At 67.8% G+C, this 19,238-nt stretch carries 19 protein-coding genes, 1 tRNA gene and 1 pseudogene; 13 read left to right on the top strand and 8 right to left on the bottom strand.

What is annotated here, in order from left to right; genetic code table 11:
- Positions 1-68: 68 nt before the first annotated feature.
- Positions 69-1,244, bottom strand: coding sequence for a radical SAM/SPASM domain-containing protein (locus tag HL653_RS12670; protein ID WP_171744822.1), 1,176 nt, complete (start codon positions 1,242-1,244; stop codon positions 69-71).
- Positions 1,245-1,323: 79 nt separating this feature from the next.
- Between HL653_RS12670 and HL653_RS12665 the strand changes: the two genes are divergently transcribed.
- Entirely contained in the window at positions 1,324-2,172 is an 849-nt protein-coding gene (locus tag HL653_RS12665; protein ID WP_171744821.1) for a LytTR family DNA-binding domain-containing protein, read from the top strand.
- 116 nt (positions 2,173-2,288) lie between these two features.
- Here the strand turns inward: HL653_RS12665 and HL653_RS12660 are convergent, their stop codons facing one another.
- Together HL653_RS12660 and eno are read right to left on the bottom strand one after the other, a co-directional pair.
- The gene (locus HL653_RS12660) at positions 2,289-2,930 is read right to left on the bottom strand and encodes an alpha/beta hydrolase (RefSeq protein ID WP_171744820.1); all 642 of its coding nucleotides are present in this window, start codon (positions 2,928-2,930) and stop codon (positions 2,289-2,291) included.
- A 439-nt stretch (positions 2,931-3,369) separates the two neighbouring features.
- Complete coding sequence (eno, locus tag HL653_RS12655; protein ID WP_171744819.1) at positions 3,370-4,647, bottom strand: phosphopyruvate hydratase; 1,278 nt, start codon at positions 4,645-4,647, stop codon at positions 3,370-3,372.
- Between the two features lie 148 nt (positions 4,648-4,795).
- Between eno and HL653_RS12650 the strand changes: the two genes are divergently transcribed.
- The 8 genes from HL653_RS12650 (at position 4,796) to HL653_RS12615 (ending at position 8,930) form a co-directional block, all read left to right on the top strand.
- Positions 4,796-5,299 (top strand): hypothetical protein, encoded by a 504-nt coding sequence (locus HL653_RS12650; protein ID WP_171744818.1) that lies wholly within the window; start codon positions 4,796-4,798, stop codon positions 5,297-5,299.
- Between the two features lie 8 nt (positions 5,300-5,307).
- Positions 5,308-5,634: a hypothetical protein gene (locus tag HL653_RS12645; RefSeq protein WP_171744817.1), complete on the top strand. Its 327-nt coding sequence runs from the start codon at positions 5,308-5,310 to the stop codon at positions 5,632-5,634.
- Between the two features lies 1 nt (position 5,635).
- On the top strand, positions 5,636-5,929 hold the full coding sequence (locus HL653_RS12640) for a hypothetical protein (RefSeq protein ID WP_171744816.1): 294 nt from the start codon (positions 5,636-5,638) through the stop codon (positions 5,927-5,929).
- Entirely contained in the window at positions 5,926-6,354 is a 429-nt protein-coding gene (locus tag HL653_RS12635) for a hypothetical protein (RefSeq protein ID WP_171744815.1), read from the top strand. Before HL653_RS12640 ends, HL653_RS12635 begins: the two co-directional genes overlap by 4 nt.
- Positions 6,355-6,575: 221 nt before the next feature.
- A complete protein-coding gene (locus HL653_RS12630; RefSeq protein WP_171744814.1) occupies positions 6,576-7,175 on the top strand; it encodes a phospholipid-binding protein MlaC in 600 nt (199 codons plus the stop codon).
- Positions 7,176-7,205: 30 nt separating this feature from the next.
- Positions 7,206-7,424, top strand: a complete 219-nt coding sequence (locus HL653_RS12625; protein WP_171744813.1) for a DUF4170 domain-containing protein — start codon at positions 7,206-7,208, stop codon at positions 7,422-7,424.
- 240 nt (positions 7,425-7,664) lie between these two features.
- Complete coding sequence (locus tag HL653_RS12620; RefSeq protein WP_171744812.1) at positions 7,665-7,928, top strand: hypothetical protein; 264 nt, start codon at positions 7,665-7,667, stop codon at positions 7,926-7,928.
- Positions 7,929-8,039: 111 nt separating this feature from the next.
- Positions 8,040-8,930 (top strand): GyrI-like domain-containing protein, encoded by an 891-nt coding sequence (locus HL653_RS12615; protein ID WP_253716808.1) that lies wholly within the window; start codon positions 8,040-8,042, stop codon positions 8,928-8,930.
- 95 nt (positions 8,931-9,025) lie between these two features.
- Here the strand turns inward: HL653_RS12615 and HL653_RS12610 are convergent, their stop codons facing one another.
- Genes HL653_RS12610 through HL653_RS12595 form a run of 4 tightly spaced genes read right to left on the bottom strand, consistent with a single transcriptional unit; the run spans position 9,026 to position 15,409 of the window.
- Positions 9,026-10,018 (bottom strand): DUF2891 domain-containing protein, encoded by a 993-nt coding sequence (locus HL653_RS12610; protein WP_171744811.1) that lies wholly within the window; start codon positions 10,016-10,018, stop codon positions 9,026-9,028.
- On the bottom strand, positions 10,015-10,941 hold the full coding sequence (locus tag HL653_RS12605) for a DUF979 family protein (protein ID WP_171744810.1): 927 nt from the start codon (positions 10,939-10,941) through the stop codon (positions 10,015-10,017). The genes HL653_RS12610 and HL653_RS12605 overlap by 4 nt, the downstream gene beginning before the upstream one ends.
- Complete coding sequence (locus tag HL653_RS12600; RefSeq protein ID WP_171744809.1) at positions 10,938-11,711, bottom strand: DUF969 domain-containing protein; 774 nt, start codon at positions 11,709-11,711, stop codon at positions 10,938-10,940. Before HL653_RS12600 ends, HL653_RS12605 begins: the two co-directional genes overlap by 4 nt.
- The gene (locus tag HL653_RS12595; RefSeq protein ID WP_171744808.1) at positions 11,708-15,409 is read right to left on the bottom strand and encodes a hydantoinase B/oxoprolinase family protein; all 3,702 of its coding nucleotides are present in this window, start codon (positions 15,407-15,409) and stop codon (positions 11,708-11,710) included. The genes HL653_RS12600 and HL653_RS12595 overlap by 4 nt, the downstream gene beginning before the upstream one ends.
- Before the next feature lie 175 nt (positions 15,410-15,584).
- Here HL653_RS12595 and moaA point away from each other — a divergent pair, with 175 nt between their 5' ends.
- From moaA to HL653_RS24280, 4 genes are all read left to right on the top strand, one after another.
- Positions 15,585-16,586, top strand: a complete 1,002-nt coding sequence (gene moaA, locus HL653_RS12590) for a GTP 3',8-cyclase MoaA (protein WP_253716806.1) — start codon at positions 15,585-15,587, stop codon at positions 16,584-16,586.
- Complete coding sequence (locus HL653_RS12585; RefSeq protein WP_171744807.1) at positions 16,583-17,359, top strand: NAD kinase; 777 nt, start codon at positions 16,583-16,585, stop codon at positions 17,357-17,359. Before moaA ends, HL653_RS12585 begins: the two co-directional genes overlap by 4 nt.
- Before the next feature lie 120 nt (positions 17,360-17,479).
- Positions 17,480-17,554 (top strand) — tRNA-Asn (locus tag HL653_RS12580).
- 189 nt (positions 17,555-17,743) lie between these two features.
- Positions 17,744-17,917: a hypothetical protein gene (locus HL653_RS24280; RefSeq protein WP_253716804.1), complete on the top strand. Its 174-nt coding sequence runs from the start codon at positions 17,744-17,746 to the stop codon at positions 17,915-17,917.
- Positions 17,918-18,121: 204 nt separating this feature from the next.
- On the opposite strand, the pseudogene HL653_RS24275 reads toward HL653_RS24280, so the two are convergent.
- Positions 18,122-19,108 (bottom strand): annotated as a pseudogene (locus tag HL653_RS24275) (recombinase family protein); the annotation flags it as partial.
- Positions 19,109-19,238 lie beyond the last annotated feature (130 nt).

Genomic DNA, 19,238 nt, shown 5'->3' with positions numbered 1-19,238 from the left:
GCCCGATCCAACGATTTCCCGGTTTTACAGGGAGTTGAATTCGCTTGCCGGGATCAGGTGCGAGGACATCATCCCGCCGCGATATCGGCCAGTTGATCGAACGGAAAATTCGCCGAGCGCACGTCGCCATGGCAGCGGCTGCACGTCGCCACCTCCGCGTGTCGCCCCTCGGCCAGACGCTGCCGGAATTGCGCGCGGGCGACACCCAGCATCGTCTCGCGGAAGCCCGCGCGGGACAGATCCCCAATGGGCTCGATCCGTTCGAAATCCTGGCAGCAGGCCAGCACGCGCCCATCGGAATCGACGATCAGATCGGTCATCACCTCGGGCGCGCACCGGATCGGCTGCGGCGCGAGTGCGAGCGCATCGAACACGGTACGATCCGGGCTGCAGCGGCTCGACAGCGGATCGAAGGCGACGACATGCGCACCGCGCGCGAGGAACCAGGCGCGCATCGCCTCCAGTTCGTGCAGGTTCATCCGGCTCACGGGCACGCTGACACGCACGCGGCCGGGAAAGTCATCGAGCAGCCGCTCATATTTCGCGAAGACGTTGCGCGCGCGCAGTGGCGCCATCAGCCGATCGAACGTTTCCGGCGTCAGCGATTCACAGTGCAGCGCGATCACGCTCACATGATCGCGCAGCGCCTTGTGACGCGCGCTGTTATAGGCGGCTGCATTGGTGTTCACCGACAACAGGACATCCGGCAGTTTCTCGCGCACGTAGCGCGCACGCTCGACGACATGGGGATCGAGCAGGCCGTCGCCGAACAGGCCGAAGCCGATCATGTGACGGATATCGACTCCCTCCTCCTCGATCCCGTCGATGATCTTGCGGAATAGCGGCATCGCCATCGGCGTGCGCGGAACGTGCGCCGTGCTGGCCTTGCCGGTAGGGCAGCTCAGGCAGGAGGCGTTGCACAGCCCCGTCGTGCCGATCGCGACCGAGCCGAGATGCGGCACATCGCCAGCGGCACGCGGGCGATGGCGCAGCACCTCGCGCCGCGCCGCGCGCAGATCGGGCGCGAGCGACCAGGCGGCCCCCGCGAGCGCACCACCCACGCGCCCATATCCGCGAAACCGGGCCATCCGGCCGAATTTGAGCAAAGACGCCGCCCATTCGGACCGCGCATTGTTCCGCGCGACGGGAGCGCGAGCACCCCCGTCGCCGATGACAGTCTGTGAGGGCAATATTGGGAGCAGATCGAGCAAGGCCATGCGCGAAAATTGCAGGCGCCCCGACACTCCCGCGAGCCTCCCTTCGCGAATGGGCGAATGGGCGAACGCCCTTGCCGATCGGTGCGACGAACCGCATAATCCGCTCATGACCCTTTCGGACCTGCTGGGGAGGCCCGAACGCTGGGCCAGGCTGCTGGGGTGGGCACTCGCATTGGGCCTGCTGTTCGGCATCATCGGCCCGTTCGGCAGCTATCCCGCCAACCTGTTCACGCGCACCGTCTATTGGGCGGGGCTGTTCGTGAGCGGCACTTTGCTGCTGTGGCCGTGCGTGGCGGCGGCGGCCGTGATCGGCCCGTCACGCGGCTTTCCGCTGGCCTTCGCGGTGGGGGCGACCCTGCTGGTGGCGACGGTGCCGATGGCGATGCTGGCGGCGGCGGGCGGCCATCTGTTCTGGCCCGTCCGCGCCTCGGGCATGCGCGCGCTGGAATGGTATGGACAGACGGCGCTGATCGTCCTGCCGATCGCGGCGGGCGCACTCTGGCTGGAGACGCACTATCATGGCACGCGGCGAGCCGCGACCGCCGAGGCCGCGCCCCCCGCCCCGGCTCCTGCCGCGCGGCCATCGTCGCCGGTCTCCGACCCGGATCACCGGCTGCCCGATCATCTGCTGGCGCACGCTCTCTGCCTGCAGATGGAGGACCATCATGTCCGCATCCACGCGCACCAGCGATCGTGGCTCCAGCTCGGCACGCTGCGCGAGGCGATCGACCAAATCGGTCCCGAGCGCGGGCTGCAGGTCCATCGTTCCTGGTGGGTCGCGCGCGATGCGGTGCGGGGCGTGGTGGAGGACGGGCGCTCGCTGCGCCTCCGGCTTGCCAACGGGATGGAGGTGCCGGTGGCACGCAATCGGATCGCGACGCTGCGCGGCGAGGGCTGGCTGGATCGGAACGAGACGCCGGCGGAGATCGGGCTGAACGATACGCAGACCGCGTGAATAGGACGCTTCGGAGGACGGACGCAGGCCGCTGAAGGCGCACCTTTAGTCACCCCGGGTCAAGCCCGGGGTGACGGGATTCCTGGAACCTCCACAACGGGCGCGAAGCGCTCCCTTCAGCGCATCGTGGCGTGCTTGGGGAGGGCCGTCTGCGTCACTGGCGCGCGCGGGGTGGCGCCGCGGCGGACGTCACCTTCCATCAGGCGATCGAGCAGACGCTGGCCTTCGCTCCAGCGGCCGAGGCCGGTGGCGGCGTTGATGTGGCCATGATCCTCCAGCATCACGAGATCGGCGAGCCAGGCGGACGCCATCTCCTCCGCGCGATGCGGACGGCAATAGGGATCGTCGCTGGAGGCGACCACGATCGCGGGGAAAGGCAGCGGCGCGAGCGGCGTGGGCGCGAAGCGCGCGATCACGTCGGCCGATCCGATCCGGTCGGCATCGGGGGGCGCGACGAGCAAGGCGCCGGCGACGCGGCTGGTGACATCCTCGCCCAGAAGCCCCGCCCACCAGGCGACCGCGACGCAGCCGAGGCTGTGCGCGACGAGCACGACAGGGCCGCCCGCCGCGCGCACCGCCTGATCGATCCGGCCGATCCACACGTTGCGGACGGGCGCATCCCAGCAGCCCAACTCCACTCGCGTGCAATCGCCCCGCTCCTGCTCCCAGATGGTCTGCCAGTGGCCGGGCCCCGAATTGCCGAGACCGGGCACGATCAGGCAGGTGGGCGAGCGGCGCAGGTCTTCCTCGAACAACATCGTGGGCGACTCCAAACGGGGCACTCACGAGGATATGCGAAGATGAACGTCAGACAACGAAGTGTGGCTTAACTACGGCACAGTTCGGCTTGCATGCAGTTTCCGCATGCGTCGTTCCGGAGGCGATTCGAGGGCGAATATAGGGCCCCGGCATGCCCGACTGGTTCGGGCATCCAAGCGCCTACTCGTGCCTCGCACGCAAAAACCCCGTTCGTCCTGAGCGAAGTCGAAGGACGTGCTTCAGGCGGCATGGTATGTGGCCCGTGCTTCGACTTCAGCCCGAAGGGCTGAAGTTCATCCTGAGCGCCTGCCTTGGCAGGCAGTCGAAGGGCTCAGCACGAACGAAGTGGGGGCAAGCGCATTCCTCAACTCTGGCCCGTCGCTCTCGCCACCGCGTCACCCCGGAACAGGTCCGGGATGACGGGTTATCGAAAGCGGATCAGATCTTCAGCGCGCCGCGGCCGGCATAGCGGCCGATCGCGCCCAGTTCTTCCTCGATGCGGATGAGCTGGTTGTACTTGGCGAGCCGGTCCGAGCGGGCAAGGCTGCCCGTCTTGATCTGGCCGCAGTTGGTGGCGACGGCGAGGTCCGCGATCGTCGAATCCTCGGTCTCGCCCGAGCGGTGCGACATGACGGCGGTGTAGCCGGCCTGCTGCGCCATGCTGACGGCCGCCAGCGTCTCCGACAGCGTGCCGATCTGGTTGACCTTCACCAGCAGCGAGTTGGCGAGGCCCTTCTCGATGCCCTCGGCCAGAATCGCGGGATTGGTGACGAACAGATCGTCGCCCACGATCTGCACCTTGCCGCCGAGCCGATCGGTCAGGATCTTCCAGCCGGCCCAATCGTCCTCGGCCATGCCGTCCTCGATCGAGACGATCGGGAACGCGCCGACCAGCTCCGCCAGATAATCGACCATCTCGGCCGACGAGAGCTTCCGCCCTTCGCCCGCCAGATCATAGACGCCGCCCTTGAAGAATTCGGACGCGGCGCAATCCAGCGCGATCGCGACATCCTCGCCCGGCCGATAGCCGGCCTTCTCGATCGACTGCATGATGAAATCGAGCGCGGCCTTGGGGCTGGCGAGGTTCGGCGCGAAGCCGCCCTCGTCGCCCACCGCCGTCGCCAGGCCCTTGTCGTGCAGTTCCTTCTTCAGCGTGTGGAAGATCTCGGCCCCGCAGCGCACCGCCTCGAACAGGCTTTCCGCGCCCAGCGGCATGATCATGAATTCCTGGAAGTCGATCGGATTGTCGGCATGCGCGCCGCCGTTGATGATGTTCATCATCGGCGTGGGCAGCACATGCGCGGCGACGCCGCCGACATAGCGATAGAGCGGCAGGCCGCGCGCTTCGGCGGCGGCCTTCGCCACGGCCAGCGACACGCCGAGAATGCCGTTCGCGCCGAGGCGGGACTTGTTGTCCGTGCCGTCCAGCTCGATCATGATGCCGTCGATCTCGCCCTGATCCTCGGCCTCGAGGCCTTCGACCGCCTCGGCAATCTCACCGTTCACCGCATCGACCGCATCGTCGACGCCCTTGCCGAGCCAGCGGCTCTTGTCGCCGTCGCGCTTCTCCACGGCCTCGCGCGCGCCGGTCGACGCGCCCGAGGGAACGGCGGCGCGGCCGAAGCTGCCGTCCTCCAGCGTGACATCCACCTCGACGGTGGGATTGCCCCGGCTGTCGATCACGGTGCGGGCGTGGACGTCGACGATCGCGGTCATACGGGAATCCTCCGGATGTTCTGGAAATGGATGCTCTGGAAACTCGCGCGGGCTCTATCGGGGCCCCTCGAAAAGGGCAATAATAACGGGACCGACATGGAACGCGCCGACGCGGCCATGTGTTGGAATGGCAAGAAGGAGACAGCCCATGGCCGCAGCCGAAACGCCCCTGCCGGAAGGCACCGATCACATCATCAACGGCGCCAGCACGACCGACGAGACGAGCGGAGCCGCGCATGCGACCGGCGGCGAAGCCGGCACCGCCGCGCGCGGCGCCTTCTTCGAGAAGTTCGACGAGGTGAAGGCGCAGGGCTATGATCGCGCCCGCGAATATGCGCTGGTCGGCAAGGACCGCACCACCGGCGCGCTCGACGATTTCGTCCGCATGATCAACGATGCCGCCGGCCAGGTGGATGCGAAGGTGGGCGCCCAATATGGCGATTATGCCCGCCGCGCCGCCGACGGCCTCGCCTCCTTCAACGATGCGCTGAAGGGCAAGGACGTGGACGATCTGTTCAACGAAGCGCGCGAGATGGTGGCCAAGGCGCCGGCCATCGCGGTGGGCACGGCGGCGGCGCTGGGCTTCATCGTCGCGCGACTGGCGAAGGCGGGCCTCGAAACCCCCTCCGACAAAGATGCGCCCTCGGCCTGATATCGCGCGTGGGGGGACGTCAGGACGTATCGCTGCGCGAGTTGCTCGCGCGGTTGATCGACAGCGCCAGGGCCTTCGCGCAGGCGGAGATCGCGCTCGTCCGCGCGACCGCCGCCGCCTGGGCGGGCGCGGTGAAGATCGGCGTGGCGCTGATCGCGGTGGCTTTGGTGCTGGCGCTTGCAGGCGCGATCGTGCTGCTGGCGGCATTCGGCGTGGCCCTCGGCCAATGGCTGGGGCTGGCCGGAGGGCTGGCCGTGGCGGCCGTGATCGCGCTGCTGATCGCGGGACTGCTGCTGTGGCTGGCCGCCCGGCGCTTCCTCGCGCTGATGAAGTGAGATGAGCGAACCGGACCTCAGCGAAGCCCGCGAGCGCGCCCGCGCGGCGGCGACGGCGGCCTATGCCGATCTGCATGCCGTGATCACGGCGCTGCAGGAGCGGCTGCGCCCCGCCAGTCTGGCGGGCGATGCCGTAAACGGCGTGCGGCGCGTCGGCGCGGAAATGGCGAACGAGGCGGTGGAGGCGGTGCGGAGCCGCCCCGTCGCCGCATCGGCTGTCGCGGCCGGAGTGGGCGCCCTGATCGGCATGCGCCTGTTCCGCCGCCGGAAATCCCAAGGAGACAAGGACTCATGAGCAAGAGCGACAAGAAGCCCGCGAAAGCCGAGGCCACCGCGGAAAAGACCATGAAGCCGAGCGCGCTCGAGACGGCGCGCGGGAAGGCGGTGGGCGCCGTGCAGGACACGATCGCGCTGCTGGAAGCCAATCCGCTCGCGGCCCTGCTTGGCGGCATCGCGCTGGGCGCGGCCGCCGGCGCGCTGATCCCGCGCGGCGAGAAGGAGAAGGCTTTGCTGGCGCCGCTCGGCGACAAGCTGGCCGCCGCCGCCACGGCCGCGATCGCGGCCGGTCGCGAGGCTGGTGGGGATGCGCTGAAGGGCGGCTCGCTCGACAAGGATGCGCTGCGCGAACAGGTCAGCGGCCTGTTCGGCGAGGCGACCAAGGCGGCGAGCGCGGCGGGGCTGGCGGCCTTCGCGGCAGGCAAGGAGAAGATTTCAGGATAACCCCTCCGTCCCGTCATCCTGAACTTGGTTCAGTATCTATGCGAGCGGCACACCCCGGGCGATCGGGGTGAGGCGAAGTCCGGACATGGATCCTGAACCAAGTTCAGGATGACGGGTACGGGACGAGAGGCTCCCATCCCCATTCGTCTTCCATTCACCGTGGGAACGCTAGGCGGCCCCATCGCTTTTCGCATTCGAACAGCATCGAAAGACACTATCCTATGACGCCCACCCGTTCGCTTCTGGCCGCCCTCGCCTGCACCGTGGCCGGCATCGCCGCGCCGCTGGCCTTCGCCCCCGCGCAGGCGGCGGTCGATTCCTCCGATCCGCAGCGTTTCATCCAGACGCTGACCACCGACGGCTTCGCCGCGATGAAATCCGGCGACAAGACCGCCGCCAAGGCGCAGTTCCGTACGCTTCTGTCGGGCAATGTCGCGGTCGACCAGATCGGCGATCGCCTGATCCGCCGCTGGCTGCCCACGATCACGCCCGCGCAGAAGGCCGCCTACAAGCAGGCGCTGCCGGCCTATATCGTCGGCACCTACACCGATCGCCTGTTCGAATATGCGAACGCCACCGTGAAGGTGATCCGCGCCCAGCCGGCCGCCGGCGGCGTCGATGTGATGACGCAGGTGGTGAAGCCCGGCCAGCAGCCGATGCCCGCCGTCTGGTCCGTCTCGCAAGTTAATGGCGCATGGAAGGTTGCGAATCTGCGCGTGGCAGGCATTAACGTCGCCATGGCGCAGGCGGCTGATTTCGACAGCGTCATCCAGCGCGAAGGCTTCGACGCGCTGGTCAAACGGATGAAGGCGCGCGGCTGAGCCGGCTGCCGCCGAACGAAGGAAAGCCAGTTGAGCAAGCTCCATCTCGTCTTCGGCGGCAGGGTCAAGGATCCTCGCGAACTCGATTTCGTCGATCTTTCGACGCTGGATGTGGTCGGGTTCTTCCCCGATTATAAGTCGGCCGAAAGCGCGTGGCGCGGCGCGGCGCAGAAGTCGGTCGACGATGCCGAGATGCGCTATGTGATCGTCCACATGCACCGTCTGCTGGAGCCCGATCTGAACGGGTAAGGCGCTGTTTGGAAATGCGAGGAAGACCGCATTTCGAGGCCGCACCAGCCCACTCCCCCACCCCGCAGCATCTTAATGGCAGGCCGGGTGGGGGAATGGGCCGGCGCGGCCACGCGCCGAAAGGCGCATTCCCAAACAAACTCCAAATCCCGCTCGCCCGACAGGATGCCCGGCGCGTTTTAACCATCTTTTCTCCCGTTCCGAGGGGAACGCCGGGCCGGGCATGAGGGTTGAACGCGCATGGTATCCGCGTTCATTGCGGCGATGGCGGTGACGGCTTTCGCGGTCTCGCCGGGGTCGCTGGATTTTTATGGTATGGGCGATGCGCCCCTTGCTCGCGTCGGCGCCGTCATGCCGCTCGATGCGCTCGCGCAGGGTGCGGATCGCCAGACGATCCGGCGCCTCACGCTGGATCCCGGCGAGGTGGCGATGCCGATGCATCCCCTCAATCGTATCTGGCGCCCTTTGCCCTGCGCGCGCTCCGGCGATCGGATGACCTGCTGATCATCGCGACGACCGTGCCTGTCGCGTCATGCGCCTGAAAAGCGCAAGATCGGCCGAGCGCGACCGCCCCATCACCGGCATTTCGGACGGGCCACCAGCAAGGACCTCCTCGTGCCCCAGCCTCCGGTCGATCCCGCCCGCTATCATCAGCGCATGCAGCGCGTGCTGGCGCATATCGATCAGCATCTCGACGGCGATCTGGGGCTCGATGCCCTCAGCGCCGTCGCCGCTTTCTCGCCGTATCATTTCCATCGCCAGTTCGGCGCCGTCTTCGGCGTGTCGCTGCTCCATTATGTGCAGCTGGCGCGGCTGAAGCGGGCGTCGTGGCGGCTCGCCTATCGCGGCCAGCTGTCGGTGACGGAGATCGCGCTGGATGCGGGCTATGAGGCGCCCGACGGCTTCACTCGCGCCTTCCGCCGGAAGGTGGGGCAGACGCCCTCGGCGTTTCGCGAGGATCCGGACTGGTCGGCATGGGCCGCGGCAATGGCGCCGCTGGCCGAAGCCCGGAGCCGGATCATGACCCAGACCTTCTCGATCGACGATGTCGCCCTGCGCGAGGAGCCCGACGTGCCCGTCGCCTTCATGGCGCATCACGGCGCGCCCGAACGGATCGGCGAGACGATCCGCCGCTTCATCGCCTGGCGCAAGGCCAATGGCGTGCGCGCCGCCACCCACGCCACCTACACGATCTTCCACAACGATCCCGACAGCGTGCCGCCCGAAGAGGTTCGGATCGATCTGGCCGCCGCCACCGGCCGAGCGATCACGCCGGCCGACGAGGGGATGGAGGCCGGGCTGATCCCCGGCGGACGCTGCGCGGTGCTGCGGATCATCGGCAACAGCGACGATCTGCGACCGGCCGCGCATTTCCTCTACGGCAGGTGGCTGCCGGAGAGCGGCGAGGAACCACGCGACTTCCCGCTCTACGCCCGGCGCGTGCTTTTCTTCCCGGACGTGCCCGAGCAGGAGGCGATCACGGATTTGTACCTGCCGCTGAAGTAGCGTCCGTGCTCCTGCGAACGCAGGAGCCCAGAGCTACGAACGCGACGCCTGCAGCTCTGGGCTCCGGCTTTCGCCGGAGTGCGGCATCGCCCGGGTCAGGCCGTCAGCGCCAGCAGGGCGAAGGTGGCCAGCCAATGTTCGCCCGCATAATCGCCGGAAATGTGGGGCATGGCCGAGATGAAGTGGAAATTGGCCGTATCCCGCGCCCGTTCATAGGCCGGGTGCGCCGGGCCCAGCCGCGCCGCGATCGTGCGCCAGCACCAGGCGCGGCTGAGGTTCAGCCCGTCCAGATGCGCGATCTTCGGATCGGTGCGGTCCTGCACGAAAGCGGGCGCGAAGAGCGCTTCGGGGCGGCCCTCCGCCACGTCGGGCAGGAAGGCATCGAACCAGGCGCGAAACGCGTCCGGCGCCATCAGCTCCGACATCAGCAAAGCTTCGCACAGCGTGCCCGAGAGGAAATCGTCGCCCGCCGGTTCCCACGCCTGCGCGGCGCGATCCCGGCCGTACCAGCCCTCGGCTTTCTCCGTGATCAGGGCCAGCAGGGCGCGATCATGCTCGCGCGCCCAGCGCGAGGCGTGGACGAGCGCGAAGGCGCTGTTGCCATGCGCCCCCACACGCAGCGGATAGGTGAGCTTCGACAGATAGACCGTGAAGCGATCGCCGAAGGCGTGCGCCAGCGGCGCCAGCGCCTCGCCCCAGCCGGAGGCGTGGCGGTTCGCCTCCTGATGCAGCGCCAGCAGCCACGCCCAGCCATAAGGCCGCTCGAACGCGGTGGAGAGCGGGCGCGAGAGATAAGCGAGTTCGCCCGCCACCTTCTCCGGCACCAGCATCTCGTCGGCGCGGGCGCGGATCGTGGCGGCCTCGGCGATGCGCGGATGCAGGCGCGCGACGGTGAGCAACTGCCACCAGCCATGCACGCAGCTGTGCCAGTCGAAGCTGCCGTGGAAGATCGGGTGCAGCACGCGCGGCGGCAGCGCATCCTCGTCGCCCAGCAGCACATGATCCATCTTGTACGGATATTGCCGGCCGATATGTCCCAGCGTCAGGCGGGCGAAGGCGGCGGCGGTGTCTTCGGTCAGGGGAATCATCGGAAAGCCAACAGATAGAGGAGGGAAAGGTTCGCGATCCACAGCAGGATCGCGGTGGGCGCCTGTGCGCGGATCACGGCATAGCGGCTCGACAGATCGAGCAGGCCGACGGGCACGAGATTGAAATTGGCGGCCATCGGCGTGAGCAATGTGCCGCAGAAACCCGCCAGCATCCCCATCGCGGCGACGGCAGCGGCATTGCCGTGATGCGCATGGATCAGGAGCGGCAGGCCGACCGCCGCCATCATCACCGGGAAGGCGGCGAACGCATTGCCCATCGCCATCGTGAGCAGGGCCATGCCGCCCATATAGACGATCGCAGCGACGGCGAGACTGTCCGCCGGGATCAACGCGCCCAGCATCCCGCCCATCGTCTGCCCGACGCCGGCGGCGGCGAAGAGCGCGCCGAGCGCCGCCAGCATCTGCGGCAGGATCGCCGCCCAGCCGACCGAATCCATCAGGCGCGTGCCATCCTCCAGCGGCTCGACCGCGCGGGCACGGAACAGGCGCATCGCGACCAGCAGCGCCACGATCGCGGCCACGGTCAGCGCGATCAACGTCGCCTGCTTGGGATCGATCAGCGCGGGGAAGGCCTTGAACAGGAAGGTGCCGCCGATCGTGATCGCGGGCACGATCAGGGCGAGCAGAAACAGGCGATTGCCGAAGCGGGCAGCGGAGGCGGCACGGACTTCCGGGTCAGCGGGAGACGGGGACGCGCGCTTCATCCCGATCGTCGCCACCACGACCAGCGCGAGAACCAGCACGCCGTTGGCGACATCGCCGATCCGGTCGCCCGCGAAGAAGCTGAACGACAGCAGCCCCCACATCAGCCCGTTCGGCCAGCGGCGGCACGCCAGCGACCAGAGCGCGAAGCCCGCGAACATCGCGCCCGCGACGGCATAAGGGAAACCGGTGGAGATCATCCGCGATTCCCCTCCCCCGTTCGTGCTGAGCCTGTCGAAGCACGGGCTTCAAGCGACTCGCCCGGGGCACGTCCTTCGACTTCGCTCAGGACGAACGGGGAAGGTGAGCGAGCGGCGCGGCGACGGTCCATCCACATCAGTCGCGCGCCGTGGATCAGGAAGGCGCAGATCGCAGTGGGGATCGCCCAGACCGACAGCGCCAGCGGCTCCAGCACGATCCCATATTGATCGAGGAAGCCCTTCATCAGCAGGATCGATCCGATCGCGATGAACACGTCCTCGCCGAAGAACAGCGCGATATTGTCGGTCGCGGCGGCCAGCGCGCGCACCTGCTCGCGCTCGGGCGGGGGCATCGTGTCGTCGGGATCGGCCGCCGTCTCGGCCATCGGCGCCAGCAGCGGGCGCACCGTCTGCGGATGCCCCGCCACCTGGACGAGGCCCAGCCCGGCCGAGATCTGGCGCAGCAGCATATAGGCCGCCAGCAGCCGCCCCAGCGACAGCCCGCGCATTCCCGCCACCACCGCGCGCGCCCTCTCCTGCAGGCCGTTGCGCTCGATCAGGCCGATCAGCGGCAGCACGACATAGACGACGGTGACGAAGCGGTTCGTGTTGAACGCCTTGCCGAACGCCGCGAGGATCTCGACCGGCCCCATCCCGCCCGTCAGCCCGGTGACGGCGGCGGCCACCGCGACCACCAGCAAAGGCTGGAGCCGCAGCAGAAAGCCCACCAGGATCACGGCGAGACCGGACAAGGCGAGCGCATGGCTCACCGCGCCAGCACCTCATCCACCGCCGTTTGCCCTGAGCTTGTCGAAGGGCTGTCCTTCTCTTCGGCGTCGAAAGAGAAGGACGGTGCTTCGACAAGCTCAGCACGAGCGGTCTGTGCGGGATCGGGTGCGCCATAGCCCCCGCCCCCCGGCGTCTCGATCACGAACACGTCGCCGGGCCGCAAGTCCGCCGCGCCCGTCGAGCCAAGCAGCTCCACCGATCCGTCCGCCCGCTCCACCCAGTTGCGGCCGGGCACGCCCGCAGCGCCCCCTGCGAGCCCGAAAGGCGGCACGCGGCGGCGATTGGCGAGGATGCCCGCCGTCATCGGCTCGCGGAAGCGCACGCGGCGGCGGCCGCCATCGCCGCCCCGCCAGCGCCCGGCCCCGCCCGATCCGGCGCGCACGGAGAATTCCTCCAGCAGCACCGGGAAACGTGTCTCCAAGATCTCGGGATCGGTGAGGCGGCTGTTCGTCATGTGCGTCTGCACGACGCTGGCGCCCGCATAGCCCGGCCCGGCGCCCGATCCCCCCGCGATCGTCTCATAATATTGCCGGCGGGCATCGCCGAAGGTGAAATTGTTCATCGTTCCCTGCGCGCCCGCCATCGCACCCAATGCCCCGAACAGGGCATCGGTGACGGCCTGGCTCGTCTCGACATTGCCCGCCACGACGGCGGCCGGGAAATGCGGATTGAGCATCGATCCTTCCGGCACGACGATCGTGATCGGCGCGAGGCAACCGTCATTCATCGGGATCGGCTGATCGACTAACGTGCGGAACACGTAGAGGACGGCCGCACGCGTGATCGATCTGGGCGCATTGAAATTGGTCGGGCGCTGCTCGCTCGTGCCGGTGAAATCCACCGTCGCGCTGCGGGCCATGCGATCGATCCGGATCGAGACGCGGATGATGGCGCCATCGTCCATCTCGTAGGCGAAATTGCCCTCGTCGAGCCCGTCGAGCAGCGCGCGCACGGCCGCTTCCGCATTGGCCTGAACGTGCCCCATATAAGCCGAGACGATCTCCAGCCCATAATCCGACACCATCCGCGCGAGCCCCTCGGCCCCGCGCATGCAGGCCGCCACCTGCGCCTGCAGGTCCGCCACGTTGCGGGCAGGATCGCGCGCGGGCCAGTCGCCCGAGCCGAGGACAGCGCGGACCGCATCTTCCAGGAAGCGCCCCTCCTCCACGATCAGGAGATTGTCGAGCAGCACGCCTTCCTCGCGCACGTCGCGACTGTTCGGGGGCATCGATCCGGGGCTGATGCCGCCGACATCCGAATGATGCCCGCGCGCCGCCACGAAGAAAGCGGGCGCATCGCTCTTCCCATCGGCGAAGACGGGCATGATCACGGTGATGTCGGGCAGATGCGTACCGCCATCATAGGGCGCGTTCAGCGCATAGGCGTCGCCGGGGCGGATGCCGCGCCCGTCCTTGCCGCCGCCGCGCCGGTCGACGATCGCGCGGATGCTGTCGCCCATCGAGCCCAAATGGACCGGCATGTGCGGCGCATTGGCGACGAGCGCGCCGCCCGCATCGAACAGGGCGCAGGAGAAATCGAGCCGCTCGCGGATGTTCACCGACAGCGCGCTCGCCTGCAGCGCCGCGCCCATTTCCTCGGCCAGCGCCATGAACAGGCCGTTGAACAATTCGATGCGGACCGGATCGGCCTCGGCACCGATCCTCGCGACGGCGCGGGCGGTGCGCCGTTCGAGGATCAAATTGCCATGCGCGTCCACCCGCGCCGCCCAGCCGGGCTCGACGACGATCGTGGAGACGGGATCGAGGATCAACGCCGGGCCCGCCAGCGCGGCGCCTTCGGGAATATCCGCGCGATCGTGGACGGGGGCGTCGCGCCATTCGCCGCCCGCGAACAAAGGCGTCGTGGCGATCGGTGCGCCGAGTTCGCCCTCGGGAGGCGCCGCGACGGGCGGTACGGGCGCCGCCTCCTCCGCCAGCTCCACCCGGATCGATTCCAGCACCAGCGCGGCATCGTCGGCATAGCCGAAGCGCTTGCGATAATGTTCGGCATAGCCGGCTCGCATCGTCTCGGCCGGGCCGAAGGGCAGATCGACCAACCATTCCGAATTGGCGCGGCGAATGCGCGCGATCCGATCGCGCCGGCGCTCGACAGCGAGCCCCGCCTCGTCCGCCTTCGCGTCCGCTTCGGCCGCGATGCGATCCGCGACCGCCGCCAGATCCCCCTCCAGCGGCATCGCCACCGTCGCCTCATGCACCTGCCCGCGCGCGGCGAGGCCGATGCCGTGCGCGGACAGCACACCCGCCAGCGGATGGATCATCACCCGATCCATGCCGAGCGCATCCGCCACGAGGCAGCCGTGCTGCCCGCCCGCCCCGCCGAAGCAGGCGAGCGTGTAGCGCGTCACATCATGCCCCTGCTCGATCGAGATCTTGCGGATCGCATTAGCCATGCTCGCCACCGCGATGCCCACCAGCCCTTCGGCCAGATGCTCGGGTGACGGCGCCGCCATGCCCGCCGCGCTCATCTCCGCGCGCAATTGCTCGATCCGCGCGGTGACGGCGTCACCATCCAGCGGTTCGTCGCCCGCCGGGCCGAAGACGCGCGGGAAGAAAGCGGGGCTGAGCTTGCCGAGCGCGACGTTGCAGTCCGTCACCGTCAGCGGCCCGCCCCGGCGATAGGCGGCAGGTCCGGGGATCGCCCCCGCCGAAGCGGGGCCGACCGTCAGCCGCCCGCCCGACAGCGAGCAGATCGATCCGCCCCCGGCCGCCACGGTATGGATGCGGAGCATCGGCGCGCGGATGCGGGCGCCCGCCACCATGGTCTCGTCCTGCCGCTCATAGGTGCCGGCATAATGGGAGACATCCGTGGAGGTGCCGCCCATGTCGAAGCCGATGATCCGGTCGAAGCCCGCCTCGGCCGCCGTCCGCACCATGCCGACGATGCCGCCCGCCGGCCCGGACAGGATCGCGTCCTTGCCGGAGAAAGCCGCGCCATCCGCCAGCGCGCCGCCCGATTGCATGAACAGCGGCCGCACGCCCCCCAGCGCGCCCGTCACCTCCGCCACATAGCGCCCCAGCACCGGCGACAGATAGGCGTCCGCCACGGTGGTATGCCCGCGCCCGACCAGCCGGATCAAAGCGCCGACGCGGTGGCTCACCGAAATCTGCGTGAAGCCCGCCTCCGCTGCCAGTTCGGCCAGCCGCGCTTCGTGCGCGGTGTGCCGATAGCCGTGGACCAGCACGATCGCGACCGCCGCGATCCCCGCCGCCCGCGCCTCGCCCAGCGCGGCCCGCGCGCCCGCCTCGTCCAGCGGCACGATCACCTCGCCCTCTGCCGTGACGCGCTCGTCCACCTCGGCCACGCGGGCATAGAGCGGCTCGGGCTTCACGATCGCGCGGGCGAACAGCTCCGGCCGGTCCTGATAGCCGATCGCCAGCGCATCGCCGAAGCCGCGCGTGATCAGCAGCAGGGTCGGCGCGCCCTTGCGCTCCAGCAGGGCGTTGGTCGCGATGGTCGTGCCGATCCGCACCTCCAGCGGCGGCAGAGCCCCCGCGCCCGCCCCGGTCAGCCGCCTTATCCCCTCCACCGCCGCATCGGGATAGGCGGAGGGGTTTTCGGAGAGCAGTTTCGCCGTGTGCAGGCGGCCGTGCGGGTCGATCCCGACAATATCGGTGAAGGTGCCGCCGCGATCGACGGCGAATCGCCAGCCTCCGCTCATCCGGCGCGCTCGACAGGAAAATGATGCATCGTGGCGACGATGGCGCGCGCAGGCGATGCGCGCAACCGGGGGCGCCGTCGCTCGCCCATGTCGGCGCCCCCATACCGCCACCCCATAGCGCCGCCTCCATACCGCCGCCCTTGTCGGCGGGCCTGTGCAGGCCTAGCTAACGACAGTGAGCGACGCCCCCGCCCTGATCGACGCGTTCGGCCGCCACATCACCTATGTCCGCATCTCCGTGACCGATCGGTGCGATCTGCGCTGCCGCTATTGCATGGCGGAGGAAATGACGTTTCTTCCCCGCAATCAGGTGATGTCGCTGGAGGAGATCGCCGCCATCTCCGATGCGTTCATCGATCGCGGCGTGCGGCGGATCCGGCTGACGGGCGGCGAACCGCTCGTGCGGCGCGGCGTGCCCGAGCTGGCGCGGATGATCGGCGTGCGGCTGGGCGACGGGCTCGACGAACTGACGCTCACCACCAACGGCACGCGGCTGGCCGATCATGCCAAGGCGCTGCGCGACGCGGGCGTGCGCCGCATCAACGTGAGCCTCGACAGCCTCGATCCCGATCGCTTCCGCCATATCACGCGCGTCGGCGATCTGGCGAAGGTGCTGGGGGGGATCGCGGCGGCGAGCGCGGCGGGCATCGCGATCAAGATCAACATGGTCGCGCTCAAGGGCCTGAACGAGGACGAGATCGAGCCGATGCTGCGCTGGTGCGCGGCGGAAGGCCATGATCTGACCCTGATCGAGACGATGCCGCTCGGCAGCATCGACGAGGATAGGGTCGACCGCTTCCTGCCGCTGGACGGCGTGAAGGCACATCTTTCCGAACGGCACGAACTCGTGCCCCTGATCGAGCGCACGGGTGGCCCGGCGCGTTATTTCCGCGTGGGAGCGCTCGGTGTGAAGCTGGGCCTGATCACGCCCTTGAGCGAGAATTTCTGTGCAAGCTGCAATCGCGTGCGTCTGACCGTTTCGGGCGAACTGTTCCTGTGCCTGGGGAGCGAGCGGAAGGTGGACCTGCGCGCCGCCTGGCGCGAGGGCGGCCGCGCCGGCATCGATGCCGCGCTGGACCGCGCGCTCGCCACCAAGCCGCTGGCGCATGATTTCCATATCAGCCGGCGCGGCGCGGCCCCCGCCGTCGGCCGCCACATGAGCGTGACCGGCGGATGAGCGGCGAACGCAGGCTGGCCCTCGCCGTCTCCCCCACCGAGCAGGCGATGACCGCCGCCGAGGAACTGAAGCGTCGCTACGAATGGGTGCCGATGGGCGAGGCCGAGGTGGTCGTGGCCCTCGGTGGCGACGGCTTCCTGCTGCAGTCGCTCCACGCGATGCTGGACCGGCGCCGCGCGCTGCCGATCTTCGGCATGAACCTGGGCACGGTCGGCTTCCTGATGAACGAATATAGCCCCGATCTGCTGGAGGACCGGCTGACGCGGGCGAAGACGGTGAAGGTCTCGCCGCTGCGGATGGACGCGCAGACGGTGGAGGGCACGCAGATCTCCATCCCCGCGATCAACGAGGTCTCGCTGCTGCGCGAGACGCGCCAGACGGCGTGGATCGAGATCATGATCGACGGGCGCGTCGTGCTGCCCGAGCTGGTGGCGGATGGCGTGCTGGTGGCGACGCCGGTGGGATCGACCGCCTATAATCTCTCGGCGCAGGGGCCGATCCTGCCGCTGGAAAGCTCGCTGGTCGCCCTGACGCCGATCAGCGCCTTCCGTCCCCGCCGCTGGCGGGGCGCGATCCTGCCCGATCGATCGCGCGTGAGCTTTCGCGTGCTGGATCCGGTGAAGCGCCCGGTCAGCGCCGTGGCGGACCAGCGCGAGGTCCGCGACGTGGCGCGAATCGACGTCTCGGTGGACCGCGCCACGCAGCTGACCCTGATGTTCGATCCCGAACATGCGCTGGACGACCGTATCGCGCGCGAGCAGTTCGCTTTCTAGGCACGCGCGTCAGTGTGAGAGCCGGCACTGTGCCCGATCATCCACAGGATGATGCAGGAAAACATGCAAGGCGGGGTTGCAGCCCGCGCCGGCTCGCCATATAGGCGCCGCTCCCGTTGTTCCCCGATAGCTCAGCGGTAGAGCATTCGACTGTTAATCGAATGGCCGCAGGTTCGAATCCTGCTCGGGGAGCCATTCAGGATTGTCCGAGCCACCCGGCCCTGCCGGGGGCTCGGATCCTGAAGCGCCAAGCGACATTTTCTCAAGCATATCAAACGGTTCTCGGAAGGCGACGGATAGTTGTCCGTTTGCCCAAGTGCTGTTCGAAACCAACAGATTCAAAGCGGAATTTTTGCCACTTTGCGATTGTAGGTTGAAGGTCGAATGCGCTTTCCGAGCGAGGTTGAGGAGAGCGATGCCATCGTCGACATAGGCGTCCTCCGCATTGTTCAGGATCTCTATCCTCCGAAGGCAACCGGTCCGCTCCTCTCGCCAGGTGGCCGCCATACGGTCGTGCATCTCGGCGGTGATACGGCCGTCGAGGTGATCGATGTATAGCTTGTCCAATCTTTGTTGCAGGCGATCAGCCTCGCCCTTCAAGCGTCCAAGCGTTTCGAGTCGCTCCCTGCTTTTATCCCCGTGCGATTCACGGATGGCGCGCTCGATCAGCGCGAAAATCTCGTCATCCATGTGAAGACGGGAGAGCTGCTCGGAAAAGGCGTCGGCGAGCGTCTCCTCACGAACATATTTCTCGGGACACTTTTGCTTGAAGCCAGAGCAGTGGTAGTAAATGTAGCGCCCCCGCTGCATCTGGGCGACCACCGCGCACCCACAGTGGCCGCAGGTAATCAATCCTGTGAAAGCGAATCGGAGCGGCTCTGCTCGAACGTTGCTCGCGCTGCGTCCATCAAGAACCTCCTGCACGTTCTCCCATGTCTCACGGGCCACAAGGGGTTCGTGAGTTCCTTGATAGAGGCGTCCGCCCCACTCAAAGGCGCCCGCGTACAGCCGGTTTCGGAGCATGTAATGGACCGTGCTCGTCCCGACGGGTTTCTGGCTTCGCCGATACCTGAGCCCGGCAGCCCGCGCCTTCTGGGTAACGTCCTTCAGCGCGTAGTCGCCCGTCTCGAACCACTCGAAAAGGCGCGAGACGATTGGAGCGAGATCGGGGTCGGGCACGATGATCTTTTTGCCCTGGGGGCCAACAACGTTGAGATAGCCGAGCGGAGCCTGTGACGGCCAAATGCCTTGCTTGGCCTTCTCCAGCATGCCCTTGCGGGCTTCCTCGGAAAGATTGTCGACGTAGTTCTTTGCCATAAGGACCTTGATCCCATGCATGAACTTTTCGGACGAACGCGAATCGCGTGAGAGGACCGTCCCCTCTTTCACCAGATGGAGTTCGATGTCGAAACCATCGAGCGTGACCCAGTCCTTGATATTCCGGTACAGCCGATCGGTCTTCTCCACCAGCAGATGCCGCACCCCGGAGTGGCTCCGAAGATATTTGAGCATCGCTTCGAACTGCGTGCGTCCGGTCTTTTTGGCGGTTTCAACGTCGATGTATTGATTTGCGACAACGAAGCCCATCCGATCAGCGTACTCGCGAATCAGGGCCACCTGAGCATCGATGGAAAAGCCTTCCTTCTCCTGCTCGGCTGTGGATACGCGAGCGTAGAGAACAGCCTTTTGACCTCCGCTGGTTCGCCCCTGCGCGGTGGTAGAGACCTTGGGTTTCCGTGGACGTGCCATTTACTCAATCCTATCCAACCTGACTCAGCTTGCCGCCCCCTCTCCCCTCTAACCGGCAGCCAAACACGGCTACGCAGAGGGATGTCGGACCGGCGGCTTTCTCTTCTTAATGTCGGATTTTCGGGGACGA

Origin of the sequence: Sphingomonas sp. AP4-R1 (genome assembly GCF_013113735.1) — a bacterium.
GTDB lineage: Bacteria > Pseudomonadota > Alphaproteobacteria > Sphingomonadales > Sphingomonadaceae > Sphingomonas_I.
This window is presented reverse-complemented; position numbering and strand designations above follow the sequence as displayed.